General features: G+C 41.9%; 33 protein-coding genes. All 33 read left to right on the top strand.

The genetic code is table 11. The annotated features are described in order from the left end of the window. Nucleotides 1-13 precede the first annotated feature (13 nt). The 33 genes from rplD (at nucleotide 14) to rpsI (ending at nucleotide 17665) form a co-directional block, all read left to right on the top strand. Nucleotides 14-637 carry a 50S ribosomal protein L4 gene (gene rplD, locus ACFQ0V_RS10370; protein WP_194562450.1) on the top strand — a complete coding sequence of 208 codons (624 nt, stop codon included), beginning with the start codon at nucleotides 14-16 and terminating at the stop codon, nucleotides 635-637. Beyond that, nucleotides 637-915 carry a 50S ribosomal protein L23 gene (rplW, locus tag ACFQ0V_RS10365; RefSeq protein ID WP_194562451.1) on the top strand — a complete coding sequence of 93 codons (279 nt, stop codon included), beginning with the start codon at nucleotides 637-639 and terminating at the stop codon, nucleotides 913-915. The genes rplD and rplW overlap by 1 nt, the downstream gene beginning before the upstream one ends. Before the next feature lie 39 nt (nucleotides 916-954). After that, nucleotides 955-1785 carry a 50S ribosomal protein L2 gene (gene rplB, locus ACFQ0V_RS10360; RefSeq protein WP_381013080.1) on the top strand — a complete coding sequence of 277 codons (831 nt, stop codon included), beginning with the start codon at nucleotides 955-957 and terminating at the stop codon, nucleotides 1783-1785. 60 nt (nucleotides 1786-1845) lie between these two features. Continuing rightward, entirely contained in the window at nucleotides 1846-2121 is a 276-nt protein-coding gene (gene rpsS / locus ACFQ0V_RS10355) for a 30S ribosomal protein S19 (protein WP_194562453.1), read from the top strand. 19 nt (nucleotides 2122-2140) lie between these two features. Continuing rightward, on the top strand, nucleotides 2141-2485 hold the full coding sequence (gene rplV, locus ACFQ0V_RS10350) for a 50S ribosomal protein L22 (RefSeq protein ID WP_381013077.1): 345 nt from the start codon (nucleotides 2141-2143) through the stop codon (nucleotides 2483-2485). Between the two features lie 3 nt (nucleotides 2486-2488). Further along, nucleotides 2489-3145, top strand: coding sequence for a 30S ribosomal protein S3 (gene rpsC, locus ACFQ0V_RS10345; protein WP_381013074.1), 657 nt, complete (start codon nucleotides 2489-2491; stop codon nucleotides 3143-3145). A gap of 1 nt (nucleotide 3146) precedes the next feature. Next, the gene (gene rplP, locus ACFQ0V_RS10340) at nucleotides 3147-3581 is read left to right on the top strand and encodes a 50S ribosomal protein L16 (protein ID WP_194562456.1); all 435 of its coding nucleotides are present in this window, start codon (nucleotides 3147-3149) and stop codon (nucleotides 3579-3581) included. Then, the gene (gene rpmC / locus ACFQ0V_RS10335) at nucleotides 3571-3771 is read left to right on the top strand and encodes a 50S ribosomal protein L29 (RefSeq protein ID WP_194562457.1); all 201 of its coding nucleotides are present in this window, start codon (nucleotides 3571-3573) and stop codon (nucleotides 3769-3771) included. Before rplP ends, rpmC begins: the two co-directional genes overlap by 11 nt. A 17-nt stretch (nucleotides 3772-3788) precedes the next feature. Then, nucleotides 3789-4052: a 30S ribosomal protein S17 gene (gene rpsQ / locus ACFQ0V_RS10330; protein WP_194562458.1), complete on the top strand. Its 264-nt coding sequence runs from the start codon at nucleotides 3789-3791 to the stop codon at nucleotides 4050-4052. Between the two features lie 41 nt (nucleotides 4053-4093). Beyond that, nucleotides 4094-4462 carry a 50S ribosomal protein L14 gene (gene rplN, locus ACFQ0V_RS10325; protein ID WP_194562459.1) on the top strand — a complete coding sequence of 123 codons (369 nt, stop codon included), beginning with the start codon at nucleotides 4094-4096 and terminating at the stop codon, nucleotides 4460-4462. A gap of 35 nt (nucleotides 4463-4497) precedes the next feature. Next, a complete protein-coding gene (gene rplX, locus ACFQ0V_RS10320) occupies nucleotides 4498-4809 on the top strand; it encodes a 50S ribosomal protein L24 (protein ID WP_194562460.1) in 312 nt (103 codons plus the stop codon). A 29-nt stretch (nucleotides 4810-4838) separates the two neighbouring features. Continuing rightward, entirely contained in the window at nucleotides 4839-5378 is a 540-nt protein-coding gene (gene rplE, locus ACFQ0V_RS10315) for a 50S ribosomal protein L5 (protein WP_194562461.1), read from the top strand. 20 nt (nucleotides 5379-5398) lie between these two features. Next, complete coding sequence (locus tag ACFQ0V_RS10310; protein ID WP_381013069.1) at nucleotides 5399-5584, top strand: type Z 30S ribosomal protein S14; 186 nt, start codon at nucleotides 5399-5401, stop codon at nucleotides 5582-5584. Nucleotides 5585-5615: 31 nt separating this feature from the next. Continuing rightward, complete coding sequence (rpsH, locus tag ACFQ0V_RS10305) at nucleotides 5616-6014, top strand: 30S ribosomal protein S8 (protein ID WP_194562463.1); 399 nt, start codon at nucleotides 5616-5618, stop codon at nucleotides 6012-6014. A 30-nt stretch (nucleotides 6015-6044) separates the two neighbouring features. After that, the gene (rplF, locus tag ACFQ0V_RS10300) at nucleotides 6045-6584 is read left to right on the top strand and encodes a 50S ribosomal protein L6 (RefSeq protein ID WP_381013065.1); all 540 of its coding nucleotides are present in this window, start codon (nucleotides 6045-6047) and stop codon (nucleotides 6582-6584) included. Between the two features lie 34 nt (nucleotides 6585-6618). Continuing rightward, entirely contained in the window at nucleotides 6619-6981 is a 363-nt protein-coding gene (gene rplR, locus ACFQ0V_RS10295; protein WP_381013062.1) for a 50S ribosomal protein L18, read from the top strand. 20 nt (nucleotides 6982-7001) lie between these two features. Continuing rightward, the gene (gene rpsE / locus ACFQ0V_RS10290; protein ID WP_194562466.1) at nucleotides 7002-7502 is read left to right on the top strand and encodes a 30S ribosomal protein S5; all 501 of its coding nucleotides are present in this window, start codon (nucleotides 7002-7004) and stop codon (nucleotides 7500-7502) included. Nucleotides 7503-7517: 15 nt separating this feature from the next. Beyond that, on the top strand, nucleotides 7518-7700 hold the full coding sequence (rpmD, locus tag ACFQ0V_RS10285) for a 50S ribosomal protein L30 (RefSeq protein WP_381013059.1): 183 nt from the start codon (nucleotides 7518-7520) through the stop codon (nucleotides 7698-7700). Nucleotides 7701-7729: 29 nt separating this feature from the next. Next, nucleotides 7730-8170, top strand: coding sequence for a 50S ribosomal protein L15 (gene rplO, locus ACFQ0V_RS10280; RefSeq protein WP_381013056.1), 441 nt, complete (start codon nucleotides 7730-7732; stop codon nucleotides 8168-8170). Then, nucleotides 8170-9462: a preprotein translocase subunit SecY gene (secY, locus tag ACFQ0V_RS10275; protein WP_381013053.1), complete on the top strand. Its 1293-nt coding sequence runs from the start codon at nucleotides 8170-8172 to the stop codon at nucleotides 9460-9462. The genes rplO and secY overlap by 1 nt, the downstream gene beginning before the upstream one ends. Before the next feature lie 51 nt (nucleotides 9463-9513). Next, a complete protein-coding gene (locus tag ACFQ0V_RS10270; RefSeq protein ID WP_381013050.1) occupies nucleotides 9514-10164 on the top strand; it encodes an adenylate kinase in 651 nt (216 codons plus the stop codon). A 349-nt stretch (nucleotides 10165-10513) separates the two neighbouring features. Beyond that, complete coding sequence (infA, locus tag ACFQ0V_RS10265; RefSeq protein WP_194562471.1) at nucleotides 10514-10732, top strand: translation initiation factor IF-1; 219 nt, start codon at nucleotides 10514-10516, stop codon at nucleotides 10730-10732. A gap of 39 nt (nucleotides 10733-10771) precedes the next feature. Then, nucleotides 10772-10885 (top strand): 50S ribosomal protein L36, encoded by a 114-nt coding sequence (gene rpmJ, locus ACFQ0V_RS10260; protein WP_084212378.1) that lies wholly within the window; start codon nucleotides 10772-10774, stop codon nucleotides 10883-10885. 23 nt (nucleotides 10886-10908) lie between these two features. Beyond that, a complete protein-coding gene (gene rpsM / locus ACFQ0V_RS10255) occupies nucleotides 10909-11274 on the top strand; it encodes a 30S ribosomal protein S13 (RefSeq protein WP_194562472.1) in 366 nt (121 codons plus the stop codon). 30 nt (nucleotides 11275-11304) lie between these two features. After that, on the top strand, nucleotides 11305-11694 hold the full coding sequence (gene rpsK / locus ACFQ0V_RS10250; RefSeq protein ID WP_381013045.1) for a 30S ribosomal protein S11: 390 nt from the start codon (nucleotides 11305-11307) through the stop codon (nucleotides 11692-11694). 93 nt (nucleotides 11695-11787) lie between these two features. Continuing rightward, on the top strand, nucleotides 11788-12732 hold the full coding sequence (locus ACFQ0V_RS10245; RefSeq protein WP_381013042.1) for a DNA-directed RNA polymerase subunit alpha: 945 nt from the start codon (nucleotides 11788-11790) through the stop codon (nucleotides 12730-12732). A gap of 33 nt (nucleotides 12733-12765) precedes the next feature. After that, nucleotides 12766-13146, top strand: coding sequence for a 50S ribosomal protein L17 (gene rplQ / locus ACFQ0V_RS10240; protein WP_194562475.1), 381 nt, complete (start codon nucleotides 12766-12768; stop codon nucleotides 13144-13146). A 279-nt stretch (nucleotides 13147-13425) separates the two neighbouring features. Then, entirely contained in the window at nucleotides 13426-14256 is an 831-nt protein-coding gene (locus ACFQ0V_RS10235; protein ID WP_381013038.1) for an energy-coupling factor ABC transporter ATP-binding protein, read from the top strand. Beyond that, nucleotides 14232-15101 (top strand): energy-coupling factor ABC transporter ATP-binding protein, encoded by an 870-nt coding sequence (locus tag ACFQ0V_RS10230; protein WP_381013035.1) that lies wholly within the window; start codon nucleotides 14232-14234, stop codon nucleotides 15099-15101. The genes ACFQ0V_RS10235 and ACFQ0V_RS10230 overlap by 25 nt, the downstream gene beginning before the upstream one ends. After that, complete coding sequence (locus ACFQ0V_RS10225; RefSeq protein ID WP_381013033.1) at nucleotides 15094-15897, top strand: energy-coupling factor transporter transmembrane component T family protein; 804 nt, start codon at nucleotides 15094-15096, stop codon at nucleotides 15895-15897. The genes ACFQ0V_RS10230 and ACFQ0V_RS10225 overlap by 8 nt, the downstream gene beginning before the upstream one ends. 6 nt (nucleotides 15898-15903) lie before the next feature. Next, nucleotides 15904-16650, top strand: coding sequence for a tRNA pseudouridine(38-40) synthase TruA (gene truA / locus ACFQ0V_RS10220; RefSeq protein ID WP_381013031.1), 747 nt, complete (start codon nucleotides 15904-15906; stop codon nucleotides 16648-16650). Between the two features lie 165 nt (nucleotides 16651-16815). Continuing rightward, on the top strand, nucleotides 16816-17253 hold the full coding sequence (rplM, locus tag ACFQ0V_RS10215) for a 50S ribosomal protein L13 (RefSeq protein ID WP_194562480.1): 438 nt from the start codon (nucleotides 16816-16818) through the stop codon (nucleotides 17251-17253). A 19-nt stretch (nucleotides 17254-17272) separates the two neighbouring features. Further along, the gene (gene rpsI / locus ACFQ0V_RS10210; RefSeq protein WP_381013027.1) at nucleotides 17273-17665 is read left to right on the top strand and encodes a 30S ribosomal protein S9; all 393 of its coding nucleotides are present in this window, start codon (nucleotides 17273-17275) and stop codon (nucleotides 17663-17665) included. Nucleotides 17666-17766 lie beyond the last annotated feature (101 nt).

Here is a 17766-nt window from a genome sequence, read left to right as displayed (position 1 = left end):
AGGAGGAAGTAAAATGCCAAAAGTATCTGTACTCAGCCAAACAGGATCAGCTGTTGGAGAGTTAGAATTAAACGAAGCAGTATTCGGTATTGAGCCGAATGAAGCTGTCCTTTACGATGCTATCATTCAACAACGTGCTAGCTTACGTCAAGGTAACCATAAAGTAAAAGGTCGTGGGGAAGTATCAGGCGGTGGCCGCAAACCATGGCGTCAAAAAGGAACAGGTCGTGCACGTCAAGGTTCGATCCGTTCACCACAATGGGTTGGCGGTGGAGTTGTATTCGGTCCAACGAAACGCAGCTATAGCTACCAATTCCCTAAAAAAGTTCGTCGTTTAGCATTATTATCTGCACTTTCATCGAAAGTACAAGCAGAAGAATTAGTCGTAGTAGACCAATTCGCTTTCGACGCACCAAAAACGAAGGAATTCGTTAAAGTATTAGAAGCATTATCAGTAAATAAAAAAGCTTTAATCGTTACAGCAGACTTAGATGAAACAGTTGCATTATCAGCGCGAAACATCCCAGGTGTTTCAGTTGTTACAGCAACAGGCATTAATGTCCTTGATATCGTTAGCCACGACTACCTCGTGATGACGAAATCAGCTGTCGAAAAAGTAGAGGAGGTGCTTGGTTAATGGAAGCACGTAACGTAATTAAGCGTCCAGTCATTACTGAGCGCTCTGCCGAACTTATGGAAGACAAAAAGTACACTTTCGAAGTAGACGTAAATGCTAACAAAACTTTAGTGAAACAAGCGATCGAAGAAATCTTCGACGTTAAAGTAGCAAAAGTTAACATTATGAACTACAAAGGAAAGTTAAAGCGTATGGGTCGTTACGCTGGCTATACGAACAAGCGTCGTAAAGCGATCGTAACTCTTACAGAAGATTCAAACGACATCGAAATTTTCTAATTTGAACAATATAAAAAATTATGAAAGGTGGGAACAAACATGGTGATCAAAAAATACAAACCTACTACAAACGGTCGACGTAATATGACAGTTTCTGACTTCGCTGAAATTACAACGAACAAACCAGAAAAATCATTACTCGAATCAAAAAACCGCAAAGGCGGACGTAACAACCAAGGTAGGACTACTGTTCGTCACCAAGGTGGAGGCCATAAACGCCAATACCGTGTCATCGACTTCCAACGTCGTAAAGATGGCATTCCAGGACGCGTTGCAACGATCGAATACGATCCAAACCGTTCAGCAAACATTGCATTAATCAACTACGCAGACGGTGAGAAACGCTACATTCTCGCACCGAAAGGCTTAAAAGTTGGTATGGAGGTTATGAGTGGACCAGAAGCTGACATCCGTGTCGGTAACACATTACCACTTGAAAACATTCCAATGGGTTCTACAATCCATAACATCGAATTAAAACCTGGTAAAGGTGGACAACTCGTCCGTTCAGCTGGTACGAGCGCACAATTATTAGGTCGTGAAGAGAAATACTCTATCGTTCGTTTACAATCAGGAGAAGTTCGTATGATCCTCTCTACTTGCCGCGCTACAATCGGACAAGTTGGTAACGAACAACACGAATTAATCAACATCGGTAAAGCAGGTCGTTCACGTTGGTTAGGCAAGCGCCCAGCAGTACGTGGATCTGTCATGAACCCGAACGATCACCCACACGGTGGTGGTGAAGGACGTACTCCAATCGGTATGCCATCTCCATTAACTCCATGGGGTAAACCAACTCTTGGTTACAAAACTCGTAAACGTTCAAACAAATCGAACAAATTCATCGTTCGTCGTCGTAAAAAATAATGTGATTGCAATGCGGTTCAATGAACGAACCGTAATGCTATCACGGAGGGAGGTTTCAGAATGGGCCGCAGTTTGAAAAAAGGACCTTTCGTTGATGAACATCTCATGAAAAAGGTCGAAGCACAAGCAGACTCACAAAAGAAACAAGTGATCAAAACTTGGTCACGTCGTTCAACAATCTTCCCAGTGTTCATCGAGCAAACAATCGCTGTCTATGACGGACGCAAACACGTTCCGGTGTATATCACTGAAGATATGGTAGGACACAAACTTGGTGAGTTCGTACCAACACGCACATTCAAAGGCCATGGTGCCGATGATAAGAAAACACGCTAATTGAGAGGAGGTCATCCTGATGCAACAAGCAAAAGCTACTGCACAAACAGTCCGAATCGCTCCTCGTAAAGTTCGCCTTGTAGTCGATCTTATCCGAGGTAAAAAAGTCGGAGAAGCTATTGCAATTTTACAATTGACGCCACGCGCGGCATCACCAGTTGTAGAAAAATTATTAAAATCAGCGATTGCAAACGCTGAACATAACTATGAAATGAACGCTGAAGACTTATTCGTTAGCGAAGTATTCGTTGATGAAGGTCCAACTATGAAGCGTTTCCGTCCACGCGCACAAGGTCGTGCGAGCGGTATTAATAAACGTACGAGCCACATCACTTTAGTGGTATCTGAGAAAAAGGAGGGGTAATTCGTGGGTCAGAAAATTAATCCAAACGGATTGCGAGTTGGTATCATTCGTGACTGGGAGTCAAAATGGTACGCTGAAAAAGACTATGCAACACTTTTACACGAAGACTTAAAAATCCGTGAATACATCGAAACACGTCTTGCAGATGCTTCACTTTCAAAAGTTGAAATCGAACGTGCTGCAAAACGTATTAACATTACAGTACACACTGCGAAACCAGGTATGGTGATCGGTAAAGGCGGTTCAGAAGTTGAAGCATTGCGCAAAAACTTGAACGAACTTACTGGCAAACGTGTACACATCAACATTATCGAAGTAAAACGTGCTGATATGGATGCGAAATTAGTAGCTGAATCAATCGCACGTCAATTAGAAAACCGTGTATCATTCCGTCGTGCACAGAAACAAGCAATCCAACGCACTATGCGTGCTGGAGCACTCGGTATTAAAACACAAGTTTCTGGACGTCTTGGCGGTGCTGATATCGCACGTGCAGAATCATACAGCGAAGGAACTGTTCCACTTCATACTTTACGTGCTGACATCGATTACGCACATGCTGAAGCTGACACAACTTACGGTAAGCTCGGCGTTAAAGTATGGATCTACCGTGGAGAAGTCCTTCCAGTGAAGAAGAACTCTGAGGAAGGAGGCAAATAATATGTTAATGCCAAAACGCGTTAAATATCGTCGTGTTTTCCGTGGTAAAATGCGCGGTAAAACAAAAGGCGGCGCTACTGTTGAATTCGGTGAATATGGTCTTCAAGCATTAGAACCAGCTTGGATTACGAGCCGTCAAATTGAATCGGCACGTATTGCAATGACACGTTATATGAAGCGTGGTGGTAAAGTGTGGATCAACATTTTCCCACATAAACCATATACTAAAAAGCCTCTTGAAGTCCGTATGGGATCAGGTAAAGGTGCAGTTGAAGGATGGGTAGCAGTCGTTAAACCAGGACGTGTGATGTTCGAAATCGCAGGTGTTCCTGAAGAGACAGCTCGTGAAGCTTTACGCCTCGCATCTCACAAATTGCCAATCAAGAGCAAGTTCGTAAAACGAGAAGAAATTGGTGGTGAGTCTAATGAAAGCTAGTGAAATCCGTGACTTAACAACTGCAGAAATCGAGCAAAACGTAAAATCACTGAAAGAAGAGCTTTTTAACCTTCGCTTCCAATTAGCGACAGGACAATTAGAAAACACTGCACGCATCAAGCAAGTACGCAAATCGATCGCGCGCATGAAAACTGTAATACGTCAAAGAGAAATCAGTGCAAATAACTGATGAAGGAGGTTGCAGCCATGACTGAGCGTAACCAGCGCAAAGTTTACACAGGCCGTGTCGTATCTGACAAAATGGATAAGACAATTACTGTGATTGTAGAAACACAAAAGAAACACGGACTCTACGGAAAACGTGTAAAGTATTCTAAGAAGTACAAGGCCCACGATGAACTCAACGCGGCAAAAGAAGGCGACATCGTTCGCATCATGGAAACTCGTCCACTTTCAGCGACAAAACGTTTCCGCCTCGTAGATATCGTAGAAAAAGCGGTCATCATTTAATAAACACATTCGGAATTTAGAACCGAGAGGAGGTAGCCTCAATGATTCAACAAGAGAGTCGTATGAAAGTAGCTGACAACTCTGGGGCACGTGAGGTTTTAACAATCAAAGTGCTTGGAGGAACAGGTCGTAAAGTTGCAAACATCGGAGACATCGTAGTATGTACGGTGAAAAAAGCAACACCAGGTGGCGTTGTTAAGAAGGGTGACGTAGTGAAGGCGGTCATCGTTCGTTCGAAAAGCGGTGTACGTCGTAAAGACGGTTCATACATCACATTTGACGAAAATGCATGTGTCATCATCCGTGACGACAAAAGCCCACGTGGAACACGTATTTTCGGACCGGTTGCTCGTGAACTTCGCGACAACAACTTCATGAAAATTATTTCATTAGCTCCGGAAGTTCTTTAATTCACAGACAGTGCGAGTCAAGGAGGTGCGATATAATGCACGTTAAAAAAGGTGATAAAGTAATGGTCATCACAGGAAAAGATAAAGGCAAAACAGGAGTGATCCTCGCTGCTTTTCCTAAAAAAGATCGCGTAATCGTTGAGGGTGTTAACATCGTTAAAAAACATACGAAGCCGAATCAAGAAAATCCACAAGGTGGAATCTTGAGCCAAGAAGCTGCGATTCATGTTTCTAACGTTATGGTAATTGACCCTAAAACAGGTGAACCTACACGCGTAGGCTACACTACTGAAAATGGCAAGAAAGTTCGTATTGCCAAAAAGTCCGGCGAAATTTTGGACAAATAAGTAACGATTGAAAGGAGGTCCATCGAAAAATGAGCCGTTTAAAAGAGAAGTTTCAAAAAGAAATTACGCCTGCTCTCATGAGCAAGTTTGAATATAGCTCAGTTATGCAAGTACCGAAAGTTGACAAGATCGTAATCAACATGGGTGTTGGTGACGCAGTTCAAAACGCAAAAGTACTTGATTCAGCTGTAGAAGAATTAACGTTAATCGCTGGTCAAAAACCAGTTATTACAAAAGCGAAAAAATCAATCGCAGGATTCCGTCTCCGTGAAGGTATGCCGATCGGAACGAAAGTTACACTCCGCGGTGAGCGCATGTATGAGTTCTTAGATAAACTCGTATCTGTTTCACTCCCACGTGTTCGTGACTTCCGTGGTGTTTCTAGCAAAGCATTCGATGGTCGTGGAAACTACACATTAGGTGTGAAAGAACAACTTATTTTCCCTGAGATTGACTATGATAAAGTATCAAAAGTACGAGGAATGGATATCGTTATCGTAACGACAGCAAACACTGACGAGGAAGCTCGTGAGTTGTTAGCACAAATGGGTATGCCATTCCAAAAGTAAAATAAAAGGGAGGCGAAAACGTGGCTAAAAAGTCAATGATCGCAAAGCAAAAACGTAAAGCGAAATTCAAAGTACAAGAGTACACACGTTGTGAGCGTTGCGGACGTCCACATTCAGTTTATCGCAAATTCAAACTTTGCCGTATTTGTTTCCGTGAGCTTGCTTACAAAGGACAAATTCCAGGCGTTAAAAAAGCTAGCTGGTAATCCCCTAATTTTGGAAGGAGGTTAATATAGAATGACTATGAGTGATCCGATTGCAGATATGCTTACACGCATCCGTAATGCGAACACGGTTCGTCACGAGAAGCTTGAAGTACCTGCTTCAAACATGAAAAGAGAAATTGCTGAAATTTTAAAGCGTGAAGGTTTCGTCCGCGATGTAGAATTTATCGAAGATGATAAACAAGGTATCATCCGTATCTTCTTAAAATACGGTCAAGAAAACGAACGCGTTATTACAGGCCTTAAACGTATTTCTAAACCAGGTCTTCGCGTATATGCGAAATCAAACGAGGTACCTAAAGTACTTAACGGTTTAGGAATCGCACTTGTGTCAACTCCACAAGGAATGTTGACTGATAAAGAAGCACGTGCTAAACAAGTCGGCGGAGAAGTCGTCGCTTACGTTTGGTAATGAGCAACAATTGAATGGAGGTGCAGTGATATGTCACGTATTGGAAATCGTCCAATCGAAGTACCTGAAGGCGTAACAGTAACGTTCGGAGATAATAACTTCGTAACAGTTAAAGGCCCTAAAGGTGAATTAACAAACCAATTTAATGAAGAGATGAAGTTTGAACAAGAAGGTAACACGATCACAATTGTGCGTCCTTCTGAATCAAAAGAACATCGTTCAATCCACGGAACAACACGTTCTGTATTAGATAACATGGTAGTTGGAGTTTCAAAAGGGTTCGAAAAATCATTAGAATTAATCGGTGTTGGTTACCGTGCTCAATTACAAGGCAAAAAATTAGTTCTAAACGTTGGATATTCACACCCAGTTGAATTCACACCAGAAGATGGAATCGAAATCGAAGTACCTGAAAACACGAAAGTGATCGTACGCGGTAACAACAAAGAACGCGTTGGTGCTCTCGCTTCAAACATTCGACAAGTACGCCCACCTGAGCCATACAAAGGTAAAGGGATTCGCTACGTTGGTGAATATGTACGTCGTAAAGAAGGTAAAACAGGTAAATAATGCCGCATAAAGGTATCTGGAAGGAGTGACCACGATGATTACGAAGTTAGACAAAAATGCTGTGCGTAAAAAACGTCATGCACGTGTACGTACAAAAATTAGTGGAACACCTGAGTGTCCACGTCTTAACGTATTCCGCTCAAACAAAAACATCTATGCACAACTAATCGATGACCTTAACGGTGTAACGATTGCAAGTGCATCTACTTTAGATAAAGCATTCGATGCTGAAAACACAACGAATAAAGAAGCTGCAGCAAAAGTTGGACAACTTATCGCAGAGCGCGCTAAAGAAAAGAACGTTACTGAAGTTGTCTTTGATCGCGGTGGATACTTATTCCACGGTCGCGTTAAAGCTCTCGCTGACGCAGCTCGTGAAAATGGTTTACAATTTTAAAAGAGGGAGGGACACTATTCATGCGTCAAAATGATCAGAACAGAACTGAGTTTGAAGAGCGAGTAGTAACGATTAACCGCGTTGCTAAAGTTGTAAAAGGTGGACGTCGTTTCCGCTTTACAGCTCTCGTAGTAGTTGGTGATAAAAACGGTCGTGTAGGATTTGGTACAGGAAAAGCACAAGAAGTTCCTGACGCAATCCGTAAAGCGATTGAAGATGCTAAGAAGAACTTAATCGAAGTACCATTAGTTGATGGAACTACTCCACACGAAATTATTGGACGCTTCGGAGCTGGCCAAGTATTAATTAAACCAGCTGGATCAGGTACTGGAGTTATCGCAGGTGGACCAGTCCGTGCGGTACTCGAATTAGCAGGAGTTACTGACATCCTTTCAAAATCACTCGGTTCAAGCACTCCAATCAACATGGTTCGTGCAACAATTGAAGGATTAAAGAACTTAAAGCGTGCAGAGGACGTTGCTCGTTTACGCGGCAAATCTGTAGAAGAGCTTTTAGGTTAAGGGAGGGAATAGGTAATGGCTAACACAATTCAAGTTACCCTTAAGAAAAGCGTTATCGGTTCAAACCCGACTCAACGTAAAACTGTTGAAGCACTCGGACTCCGCAAGTTAAATCAAACAGTTGAACATCAAGATAATGCAGCAGTACGCGGCATGATCAACAAAGTAAGTCACTTAGTAGTAGTGACTGAAAACTAATTAACAATTTGAAATAAGGAGGTGCCGAAATGAAATTACATGAATTACAACCTGCTGAAGGCTCACGCAAATCACGTAAACGTCTTGGACGTGGACATGGATCAGGCTGGGGTAAAACTTCAGGTAAAGGTCATAAAGGACAAAACGCTCGTTCTGGCGGCGGAACTCGTTTAGGATTCGAAGGTGGACAAACTCCATTATTCCAACGTTTACCAAAACGTGGATTCACGAACATCAACCGTAAAGAATTTGCGATTGTTAACTTAGACACTTTAAACAAATTCGACGAAGGCACGGAAGTCACACCGGAACTGCTTATCGAAACAGGAGTTGTGAGCAACGCGAAATCAGGAATTAAAATTCTTGGTAACGGTGAACTTACTAAAAAGTTAACAGTTAAAGCTCATAAATTCTCAGCTTCAGCTAAAGAAGCAATCGAAAATGCAGGCGGACAAACTGAGGTGGTATAATGTTTCAGACACTCTCTAGCTTCTTTAAAGTGAAAGAGATTCGGTCTAAAATCATTTTCACTTTGCTCATGCTCATCGTATTTAGACTCGGAACGTTCATAACGGTACCGTATGTCGATGCATCAGCATTGCAAGCAAGTGATAACCAAGTGCTCGGTTTAATCAACATGTTTGGTGGGGGCGCATTAGCGAAATTCTCCATCTTTGCATTAGGGATTATGCCGTACATTACTGCGTCGATCATTACTCAATTGTTACAAATGGATGTCGTACCGAAGTTTACAGAATGGTCTAAGCAAGGGGACGTTGGTCGCCGTAAATTAGCTCAATTCACACGTTACTTCACAATCGTACTCGCATTCATTCAAGCGATCGTCATGTCATTCGGTTTCAACCAAATGTTTGGCGGTACAATTTTAAAGGATACAGGGGTAGCAACTTATGTTGTTATCGCAGTTATTTTAACTGCAGGAACTGCATTCTTACTCTGGTTAGGTGAGCAAATTACAGCTAAAGGTGTCGGTAATGGTATTTCGATCATTATCTTCGCTGGTATCGTTTCTGGTATTCCAGGAGCTGCGATGCAGTTGTACACAACGACGATTGAAGATGCTGGCGATGCTTTATTTATTAATATTGCATTACTCGCAGTTCTCGTACTTGTGATCATCGCTGTAACAGTTCTCGTTATTTACGTGCAAGAAGCATTGCGAAAGATTCCGATTCAATATGCGAAACGTAATACAGGACAAGCACAACTCGCTAGCCAACAAACTCACTTGCCGTTAAAACTTAACGCTGCAGGAGTTATTCCAGTCATCTTTGCGGTAGCATTCTTCATGGTTCCGCAACAACTATTCGCTTTCATGCAACCGAACAGTTGGACTGAAAAAATCTTGTACGTTTTTGATTACACGAACTTAGTCGGTTTAGCAATTTATGTTGCGCTCATCATTGCGTTCACATACTTCTACGCTTTCGTTCAGGTAAACCCTGAAAACATGGCGGAGAACTTGAAAAAGCAAGGAGCTTACATTCCGGGTATTCGTCCAGGTCAAAATACGCAAGACTACTTAACAAGCACTTTATATCGCTTAACATTTGTCGGTTCGATCTTCTTAGCGACAGTGGCAATTATGCCAATCGTCTTCATCAAATTCGGTAACTTACCAGAGTCTGCCCAAATTGGTGGAACGAGCTTACTCATCGTAGTAGGTGTTGCATTAGAGACGATGAAACAACTCGAATCACAACTCGTGAAACGTCATTATAAAGGCTTTATGAAACAATAATACGTTTAGATCGGCACATGTCGGTCAACAAAGAAATGGAGGGCACAACGTATGAATATCGTATTAATGGGTTTGCCAGGTGCTGGTAAAGGTACACAAGCAGACAAAATTGTCGAGAAATACGAAATCCCCCATATTTCTACAGGCGATATGTTCCGTGCTGCAATTAGTGAAGGCACGGAACTTGGAGTCAAAGCAAAGTCGTTCATGGACAAAGGAGCACTCGTTCCAGATGAAGTAACAATCGGTATTGTTCGTGAGCGCTTAAGTCAGTCAGATTGTGATCGTGGGTTCTTGTTAGATGGTTTCCCAAGAACTGTGCCACAAGCAGAAGCGCTCAATGAGTTGCTCAAAGACTTAGGTAAAAAAATCGATCATGTCATCAACATTGCAGCTGATAAAGAAGAACTTATTTCACGCTTAACAGGTCGTCGTATTTGTAAAGTGTGTGGTTCATCTTACCACTTAACATTCAATCCGCCGAAAGAGGCAGACAAATGTGATAAAGATGGTGGAGAACTTTATCAACGTGCTGACGACAATCCAGAAACTGTTGCAAATCGTCTGGAAGTAAATATGAACCAAACGGCACCTTTGTTAGACTTTTATGAAAAACAAGGCGTGTTAACAACAATCGATGGCGCTAAACATATCGATGAAGTATTTGTAGATTTAGACGCTGTATTGCAAGGCGAACAGTAATCCTTTCCGGGCACGCATTGTACAGTGGCAAAATGTCCATTTGTATTGCACGGGAAGTATGTTTGAATGACGAGCTGCAAAAGCATATGGTGCCCGGTATTAGGATAGATGATCGTTCTGAATCGAAAACGATGCAATTTATGAAGGAAACTTCTATAATGAGTATCGGTAATCGATTACGACGAGATCTAACTAGTCCACAAAATTCGCGGTCATCGCGATTTTACTATGTGACTACGTCTTTCGAACATCATTCAATTGTAGTCCAGACATATGTTGAAGGAGCTTCGTAAGCGACATTGCCGCTCTAAGTTAATACCTTAAAATATATAGAGGGGAGACGAGATTGATGGCGAAAGAGGATGTAATTGAAGTTGAAGGTACAGTATTAGAAGCTTTACCGAACGCGAACTTTAAAGTGGAACTCGAGAACGGCCATGAGGTGCTTGCGCACGTTTCAGGCAAAATTCGTATGCACTTTATTCGTATTTTACCGGGAGATAAAGTAACTGTTGAACTTTCACCTTATGATTTAACACGTGGTCGAATCACGTACCGTTTCAAGTAAACTTTTGCACTCCGGAATAATTGAAGGAGGTTGGGTTAGATGAAAGTAAGACCATCCGTAAAACCGATCTGTGAAAAATGCAAGATCATTCGTAGACGCGGTCGAGTAATGGTAATTTGTGAAAATCCAAAACATAAACAACGTCAAGGCTAATAATGAAGGAGGTGCACTAACGTATGGCACGTATTGCAGGAGTAGATATTCCGCGTGAAAAACGCGTTGTAATTTCTTTAACATACATTTTCGGTATCGGTAAAACGACTGCTCAAAAAATCTTAGCAGAAGCAGGTGTTTCTGAGGACACACGTGTTCGTGATTTAACTGACGCAGAACTCGATAAAATTCGTGAAGTAATCGACGGCTTAAAAGTAGAGGGAGACCTTCGCCGTGAGACATCACTTAACATTAAACGTTTAATGGAGATTGGAAGCCTTCGTGGTATCCGTCACCGTCGTGGTTTACCAGTTCGTGGTCAAAACACGAAAAACAACGCTCGTACTCGTAAGGGTCCGAAACGTACAATCGCAGGTAAAAAGAAATAATCTTTCAAGTAAAGGAGGTCTATTAATACAATGGCACGCAAACAACAAACTCGTAAACGTCGTGTGAAAAAGGTTATCGAATCTGGTATTGCACACATTCGTTCAACATTTAACAACACGATCGTAACAATTACAGATGTACACGGAAACGCAATTTCTTGGTCAAGTGCAGGTGCATTAGGCTTTAGAGGTTCACGTAAATCAACTCCGTTCGCTGCACAAATGGCTGCTGAAACAGCTGCTAAAACAGCAATGGAACATGGTTTGAAAAACTTAGAAGTAACAGTTAAAGGTCCAGGAGCAGGTCGTGAAGCTGCAATTCGTTCACTTCAAGCTGCAGGTTTAGAAGTAACTGCAATCCGTGACGTAACTCCAGTTCCACATAACGGTTGCCGTCCACCAAAACGTCGTCGTGTATAATGGGATTTTTTCCATTTGATACATCATTGCCGTCTATGGAACGCAATTTCATATGGAACAAATCAACTAAGACGTTTAGGAGGGTAAATCGAAATGATCGAAATTGAAAAGCCGAAGATTGAAACGATTGAATTAAGTGAAGATGGAACATTCGGTAAGTTTGTTATCGAACCTTTAGAACGTGGTTATGGGAATACTTTAGGGAATTCATTACGCCGTGTCTTATTATCTTCATTACCTGGAGCTGCTGTAACATCGATCCAAATCGACGGAGTACTCCATGAATTTTCAACTATCGAAGGTGTCGTTGAAGATGTAGCGACGATCATTTTAAATATTAAAAAGCTTGCGCTTAAAATTTACTCAGACGATGAAAAAGTAATCGAGATTGATGTGAAAGGTGAAGGTGTCGTAACTGCTGCAGATATTATGCATGACAGTGACGTCGAAATCTTAAACCCAGATCTTCCAATCGCAACGATTGCGAAAAATGGTCATTTACGTATGCGTATGTACGCAATGCGTGGTCGTGGCTATGCACCATCTGAGCAAAATAAACGTGAAGATTTAGCGATTGGTGTCATCCCAGTCGATTCAATTTACACTCCGGTTTCACGCGTTAACTTCCAAGTGGAAAATACACGTGTCGGTCAAAGTACTAACTTTGATAAATTGACATTTGACGTTTGGACAGATGGAAGCATCGGTTCAAAAGAGGCTGTATCTCTCGGAGCTAAAATTTTGACAGAGCACCTTAATATTTTCGTCAACTTGACTGACGAGGCACAGGCTGCTGAAATTATGGTCGAAAAAGAAGAAGATCAGAAAGAAAAAGTTCTTGAAATGACTATTGAAGAATTAGACCTTTCTGTTCGTTCATATAACTGCTTGAAACGTGCAGGAATCAACACTGTTCTTGAGTTAACAAACAAAACTGAAGAAGAGATGATGAAAGTACGTAACTTAGGACGTAAATCATTGGAAGAAGTGAAGTCTAAATTAGACGAACTCAGCCTAGAATTACGTACAGAAGATTAATTTACAATCGGTATTGTAAGGAGGGAAACTGTAATGTCATACAGAAAACTTGGACGTACAAGTTCACAACGTAAAGCGTTACTTCGTGATTTATCAACGGATCTCATCATCAATGAGCGCATCCAAACGACTGAAACACGTGCAAAAGAGTTACGCTCAGTAGTTGAAAAAATGATCACACTTGGTAAACGCGGTGATTTACACGCACGCCGTCAAGCTGCAGAGTTTATCCGTCGTGAAGTTGCAATCGTAACGGACGAAGAGGGTAACGAAGAGGAAGTGTACGCACTTCAAAAATTATTCGACGATATCGCACCACGCTATGCAGAGCGTCAAGGTGGATACACACGTATCATGAAAGTTGGTCCACGTCGCGGAGACGCTGCACCGATGGTTATCATCGAACTCGTTTAATATAAAATGGTGTGTCTGTCGTACGCACAGTCACACTATTTTTTTACATTAATTCATTTATACGACAATGAAAAGCAGAGTGTCACGATTGGTTACAAGATAACTGGTCTAGCTCTACGTACCTCATCCGCTTTGCCGGATTGAGCCCTGGCAATGAATAGATATGTGCGCATTTCTCAGGATGAGGTGCGCGCTTTTTTATTTGAATTTTTTGATATTTACTGTTTAGTAAACTTAATATATAATTTAGTTAACAATAGGAAGTTGAGGTGGAATGGAATGGCAATTGTACAAGGAGAAGAGATCAACTTCTCTTACGATGAAGAAGGCCCTCGCGTACTTCACGATGTTTCATTTACGATTGAACGTGGCAAGTGGATCGCCATCGTTGGCCATAACGGGTCTGGAAAGTCGACGCTCGCTAAACTGATGATCGGGTTATATTTACCAACGGATGGCAGTTTAAAAATGTTCGGAGAAGATTACACTGAAGAAAATGTTTGGAATATCCGAGAGCGTATCGGTGTCGTCTTTCAAAACCCAGACAATCAGTTTGTCGGAACGACGGTACAAGATGATGTCGCTTTTTCTTTAGAAAATCGCGGTGTTCCTTATGAAGAAATGCGTGAACGTGTAATGGAAGTATTGCGTCAAGTGAGTATGGATCAGTTTCTCGATGCAGAACCTCATCATTTATCTGGTGGTCAAAAGCAACGTGTTGCGATTGCAGGTGCCATTGCATTGCACCCCGAACTTCTCATTTTAGATGAAGCGACGTCGATGCTCGACCCTCAAGGACGGGAAGATGTCATGCGGACCGTAACGGAATTAAAAGAAACGACCGATGTGACGGTTATTTCAATCACACATGACTTAGAGGAAGTTTTGCTTGCCGATGAAGTGCTCGTCATGAATGAAGGAAAGCTACTTTTCCAGACGACACCTGAAGAGATGTTCCGTCACGGAAAACAGTTAGAAGAAATCGGACTCGATTTACCATTCACTCTCCGTTTAGCAAATTTGCTTGAACGAGAAGAGATTAACGTCGCGCATGAATTGACGGAAGAAAAGTTGGTGGAACAGTTATGGACATTGTATTTCAACAAGTAGGGTATCGCTACGCTGCGGATACGCCATTTGAAACGAAAGCGTTAGAAGATGTCAACCTTCATATTAAAAGTGGCTCTTTCACCGCACTCGTCGGTCATACAGGCTCTGGTAAGTCGACTGTTCTGTTACATATGAACGGTTTATTAAAGCCTACGACGGGCACGGTTCGAATTGGTGAAACGACAGTCGAGCGCCATACGAAAGGGAAAGTGTTGCGTGACTTACGTTCGAAAGTCGGGATTGTCTTTCAGTTCCCTGAACATCAACTGTTTGAAGAGACGGTTGAAAAGGATATTATGTTTGGCCCGATGAACTTCGGAATGGAGGAAGAACGAGCGCGACAAAAAGCGCATGAACTCGTCGCTCTATTAGGATTACCGGAAGATGTTTTACAAAAGTCTCCGTTTGATTTATCAGGAGGTCAAATGCGTCGTGTTGCGATTGCGGGTGTTTTAGCTTTTGAACCAGAAGTGCTCATTTTAGATGAACCGACAGCAGGACTCGATCCTCGTGGTCAGAAAGAAATTATGAATTTATTTTTGCGCTTGCATGAAGAACAGAATCTCACGACGATTTTAGTGACACATAGTATGGAAGACGCGGCGCATTATGCGGATGACATCGTCGTCATGAATGCGGGAACGTCCGTCGCTCAAGCGAGTCCTGAAGAAGTGTTTAGTACGAATATCGCACTCGATAACGGATTGGAGTTGCCGCAAGTGTATCATTTCCAACGGCAACTTGAAGAAAAATTAGGTCGTTCTTTCGGAGAAGTTTGTTTAACGGAAGAACAATTTGTACGAGCATACAGCCGTCTATTGAAAGAGAGGGATGTTCATGCTTGAGAAAATGATTATCGGTAGGTACGTGCCCGGTACAAGCTTTGTTCATCGCTTAGATCCGCGTTCGAAACTACTATTTATTTTCTTCTTTATTTTCACTGTCTTTTTGGCGAATGACCTTTTATCATATAGCTTATTGTTAGCATTCACTTTCTTCGCTGTTTGGCTGACGCAAATTCCATTTCGCTTTTTATTTAACGGATTGAAAATTGTATTTTATTTAATTTTATTTACATTTTTAATGCATGTTGCTTTCACAAAAGGTGGAGAAGTGTTGTTTTCAATTGGCCGTTTTCACATTTATGAAGAAGGGCTGAAACAAGGATTTTTCATTTCGATTCGATTTTTTACGTTAATTTTCATGACGACTTTATTGACATTAACGACGTCACCGATTTCCGTGACAGACGGTGTTGAGAAATTGTTGAATCCTTTAAATGCGTTGAAATTTCCTGTCCACGAATTAGCGTTAATGATGTCGATTGCTTTACGTTTCATCCCGACATTGATGGACGAGACAGATAAAATTGTGAAAGCGCAAGTAGCGAGAGGCTCTGATTTAAATACCGGAACGTTAAAAGAACGTTTCCAAGCGGTCGTTCCTCTTTTAATTCCACTCTTTATTAACTCATTTAAACGGGCGACCGATTTAGCGGTAGCGATGGAAGTGAGAGGATACCGTGGAGGCGAAGGGCGTACGAGATATCGTCAGCTCGCTTGGCAAGGGCGTGATACGCTCGTATTACTCGTACTTTTTGCTTTTTCAGGGGTACTTTTGTATTTGCGAATGAAAGGATAACGATGCATGCGACGTTTAAAAGCGATTGTACAATATGATGGCACACACTTTAACGGGTATCAAATTCAAGATGAAGGACGAACAGTCCAACAACAGATCGATCGCGCTTTGCGCAAAATTCATAAAGATGATTCGATTATTTCTGTCGCGAGTGGCCGAACAGATACAGGTGTTCACGCACTCGGGCAAGTGATTCACTTCGATACACCGCTCACCATCCCAGAAGAGCGATGGTGCATCGCAATGAATACGTTGTTGCCGAGCGATGTTCGAATTATTGCGGTAGAAGAAGTTGCGAGCGATTTTCATGCGCGTTATGACGCAACGGGTAAAACGTATCTTTACAAATGGGAACGAACACCCATTCAAAGTCCGTTTCATCGGAATTATGCGGTGCATATTGGCTATCATTATCCCGATGTTGACAAAATGCGCCAAGCTGCAAAGCATTTTGTTGGCACGCATGATTTTACGAGTTTTTGTTCGACGAAAACAGCGACGACAAATCGTGTACGAACGATTCAAAAGCTATCGATTGAAGAGTTTGGCGATGAATTGCATATGACGATTGAAGGCGACGGATTTTTATACAATATGGTGCGAACGATTGCAGGTATGCTTTTAGCGGTCGGAAGAGGACAATATGATCCCGATTCGATTGTAGAAATACTCGCTGCGAAAAATCGTAAAAAAGCAGCGAAAACAGCGCCATCACACGGTTTATACTTAGTTGAAGTTCACTATACAGAATAATACAACTTTACCGTGTGTTTTCATTAAAAACGCTTGACTTTACTAACAATAAAAGATATGATATTAAATGGTATTTCAATAACCCCACAAGTAGCCCCGGAAAGCTCATTTGTGTTTAGGGATAGAGAAAACGAGATTCGTAGTTTATATTTAGGAGGAACGAAAATGCGTACAACATTCATGGCAAAAGCTAACGAAGTGGAGCGCAAGTGGTTAGTTGTAGACGCTGAAGGTCAAACTTTAGGTCGTTTAGCAACAGAAGTCGCTGCACTCTTACGTGGAAAACATAAACCAACGTTTACACCACATGTTGATACAGGCGATAACGTAATCGTCATCAACGCTGAAAAAATTCATTTAACAGGTAACAAAATGAAAGACAAAAAATACTACCGTCACTCAGGTTACACAGGTAGCATTAAAGAACGTTCTGCAGAAGAGATGATCAATCGTCACCCAGAACGCGTAATCGAACTCGCAGTAAAAGGTATGCTTCCACGCGGTCCACTCGGAAGTGCAAACTACCGTAAACTTCACGTTTACGCTGGCGAGAATCACCCACACGCAGCACAACAACCAGAAGTATACACACTTCGCGGTTAATTAAAGAGGAGGAAAACCTTTGGCACAAGTACAATATATCGGCACTGGCCGTCGTAAAAGTTCAGTAGCTCGTGTACGTTTAGTTCCTGGTGATGGACAAATCATCGTTAACAAACGTAGCGCGGATGACTACTTCGCATTTGAAACACTTCGTGAATTAATGAAACAACCACTCGTAGTTACAGAAACATTAGGTAGCTATGACGTTCACGTTAACGTTAACGGTGGTGGATTCACAGGACAAGCAGGAGCAATCCGTCACGGAATCGCTCGTGCACTTTTAAACGTAGATCCTGAATACCGCAAAGTATTAAAAGCGGAAGGCTTCTTAACACGTGACCCACGTATGAAAGAGCGTAAAAAACCAGGTCTTCGCGGCGCACGTCGTAAACCACAATTCTCAAAACGTTAATTTCACATTACACGTTCAATCCTTTCTCACATCAGTGGGGAAGGATTTTTTAATTTTAAATTTCATCCTTCCTTTATCTAACCTTCCTTATGCGAGGAAGG

It is taken from the genome of Savagea faecisuis (genome assembly GCF_042675605.1).
Lineage (GTDB): Bacteria > Bacillota > Bacilli > Bacillales_A > Planococcaceae > Savagea > Savagea faecisuis.
The sequence above is the reverse complement of the archived record's forward strand: the minus strand, read 5'-3'. Positions and strand labels throughout refer to the sequence as shown.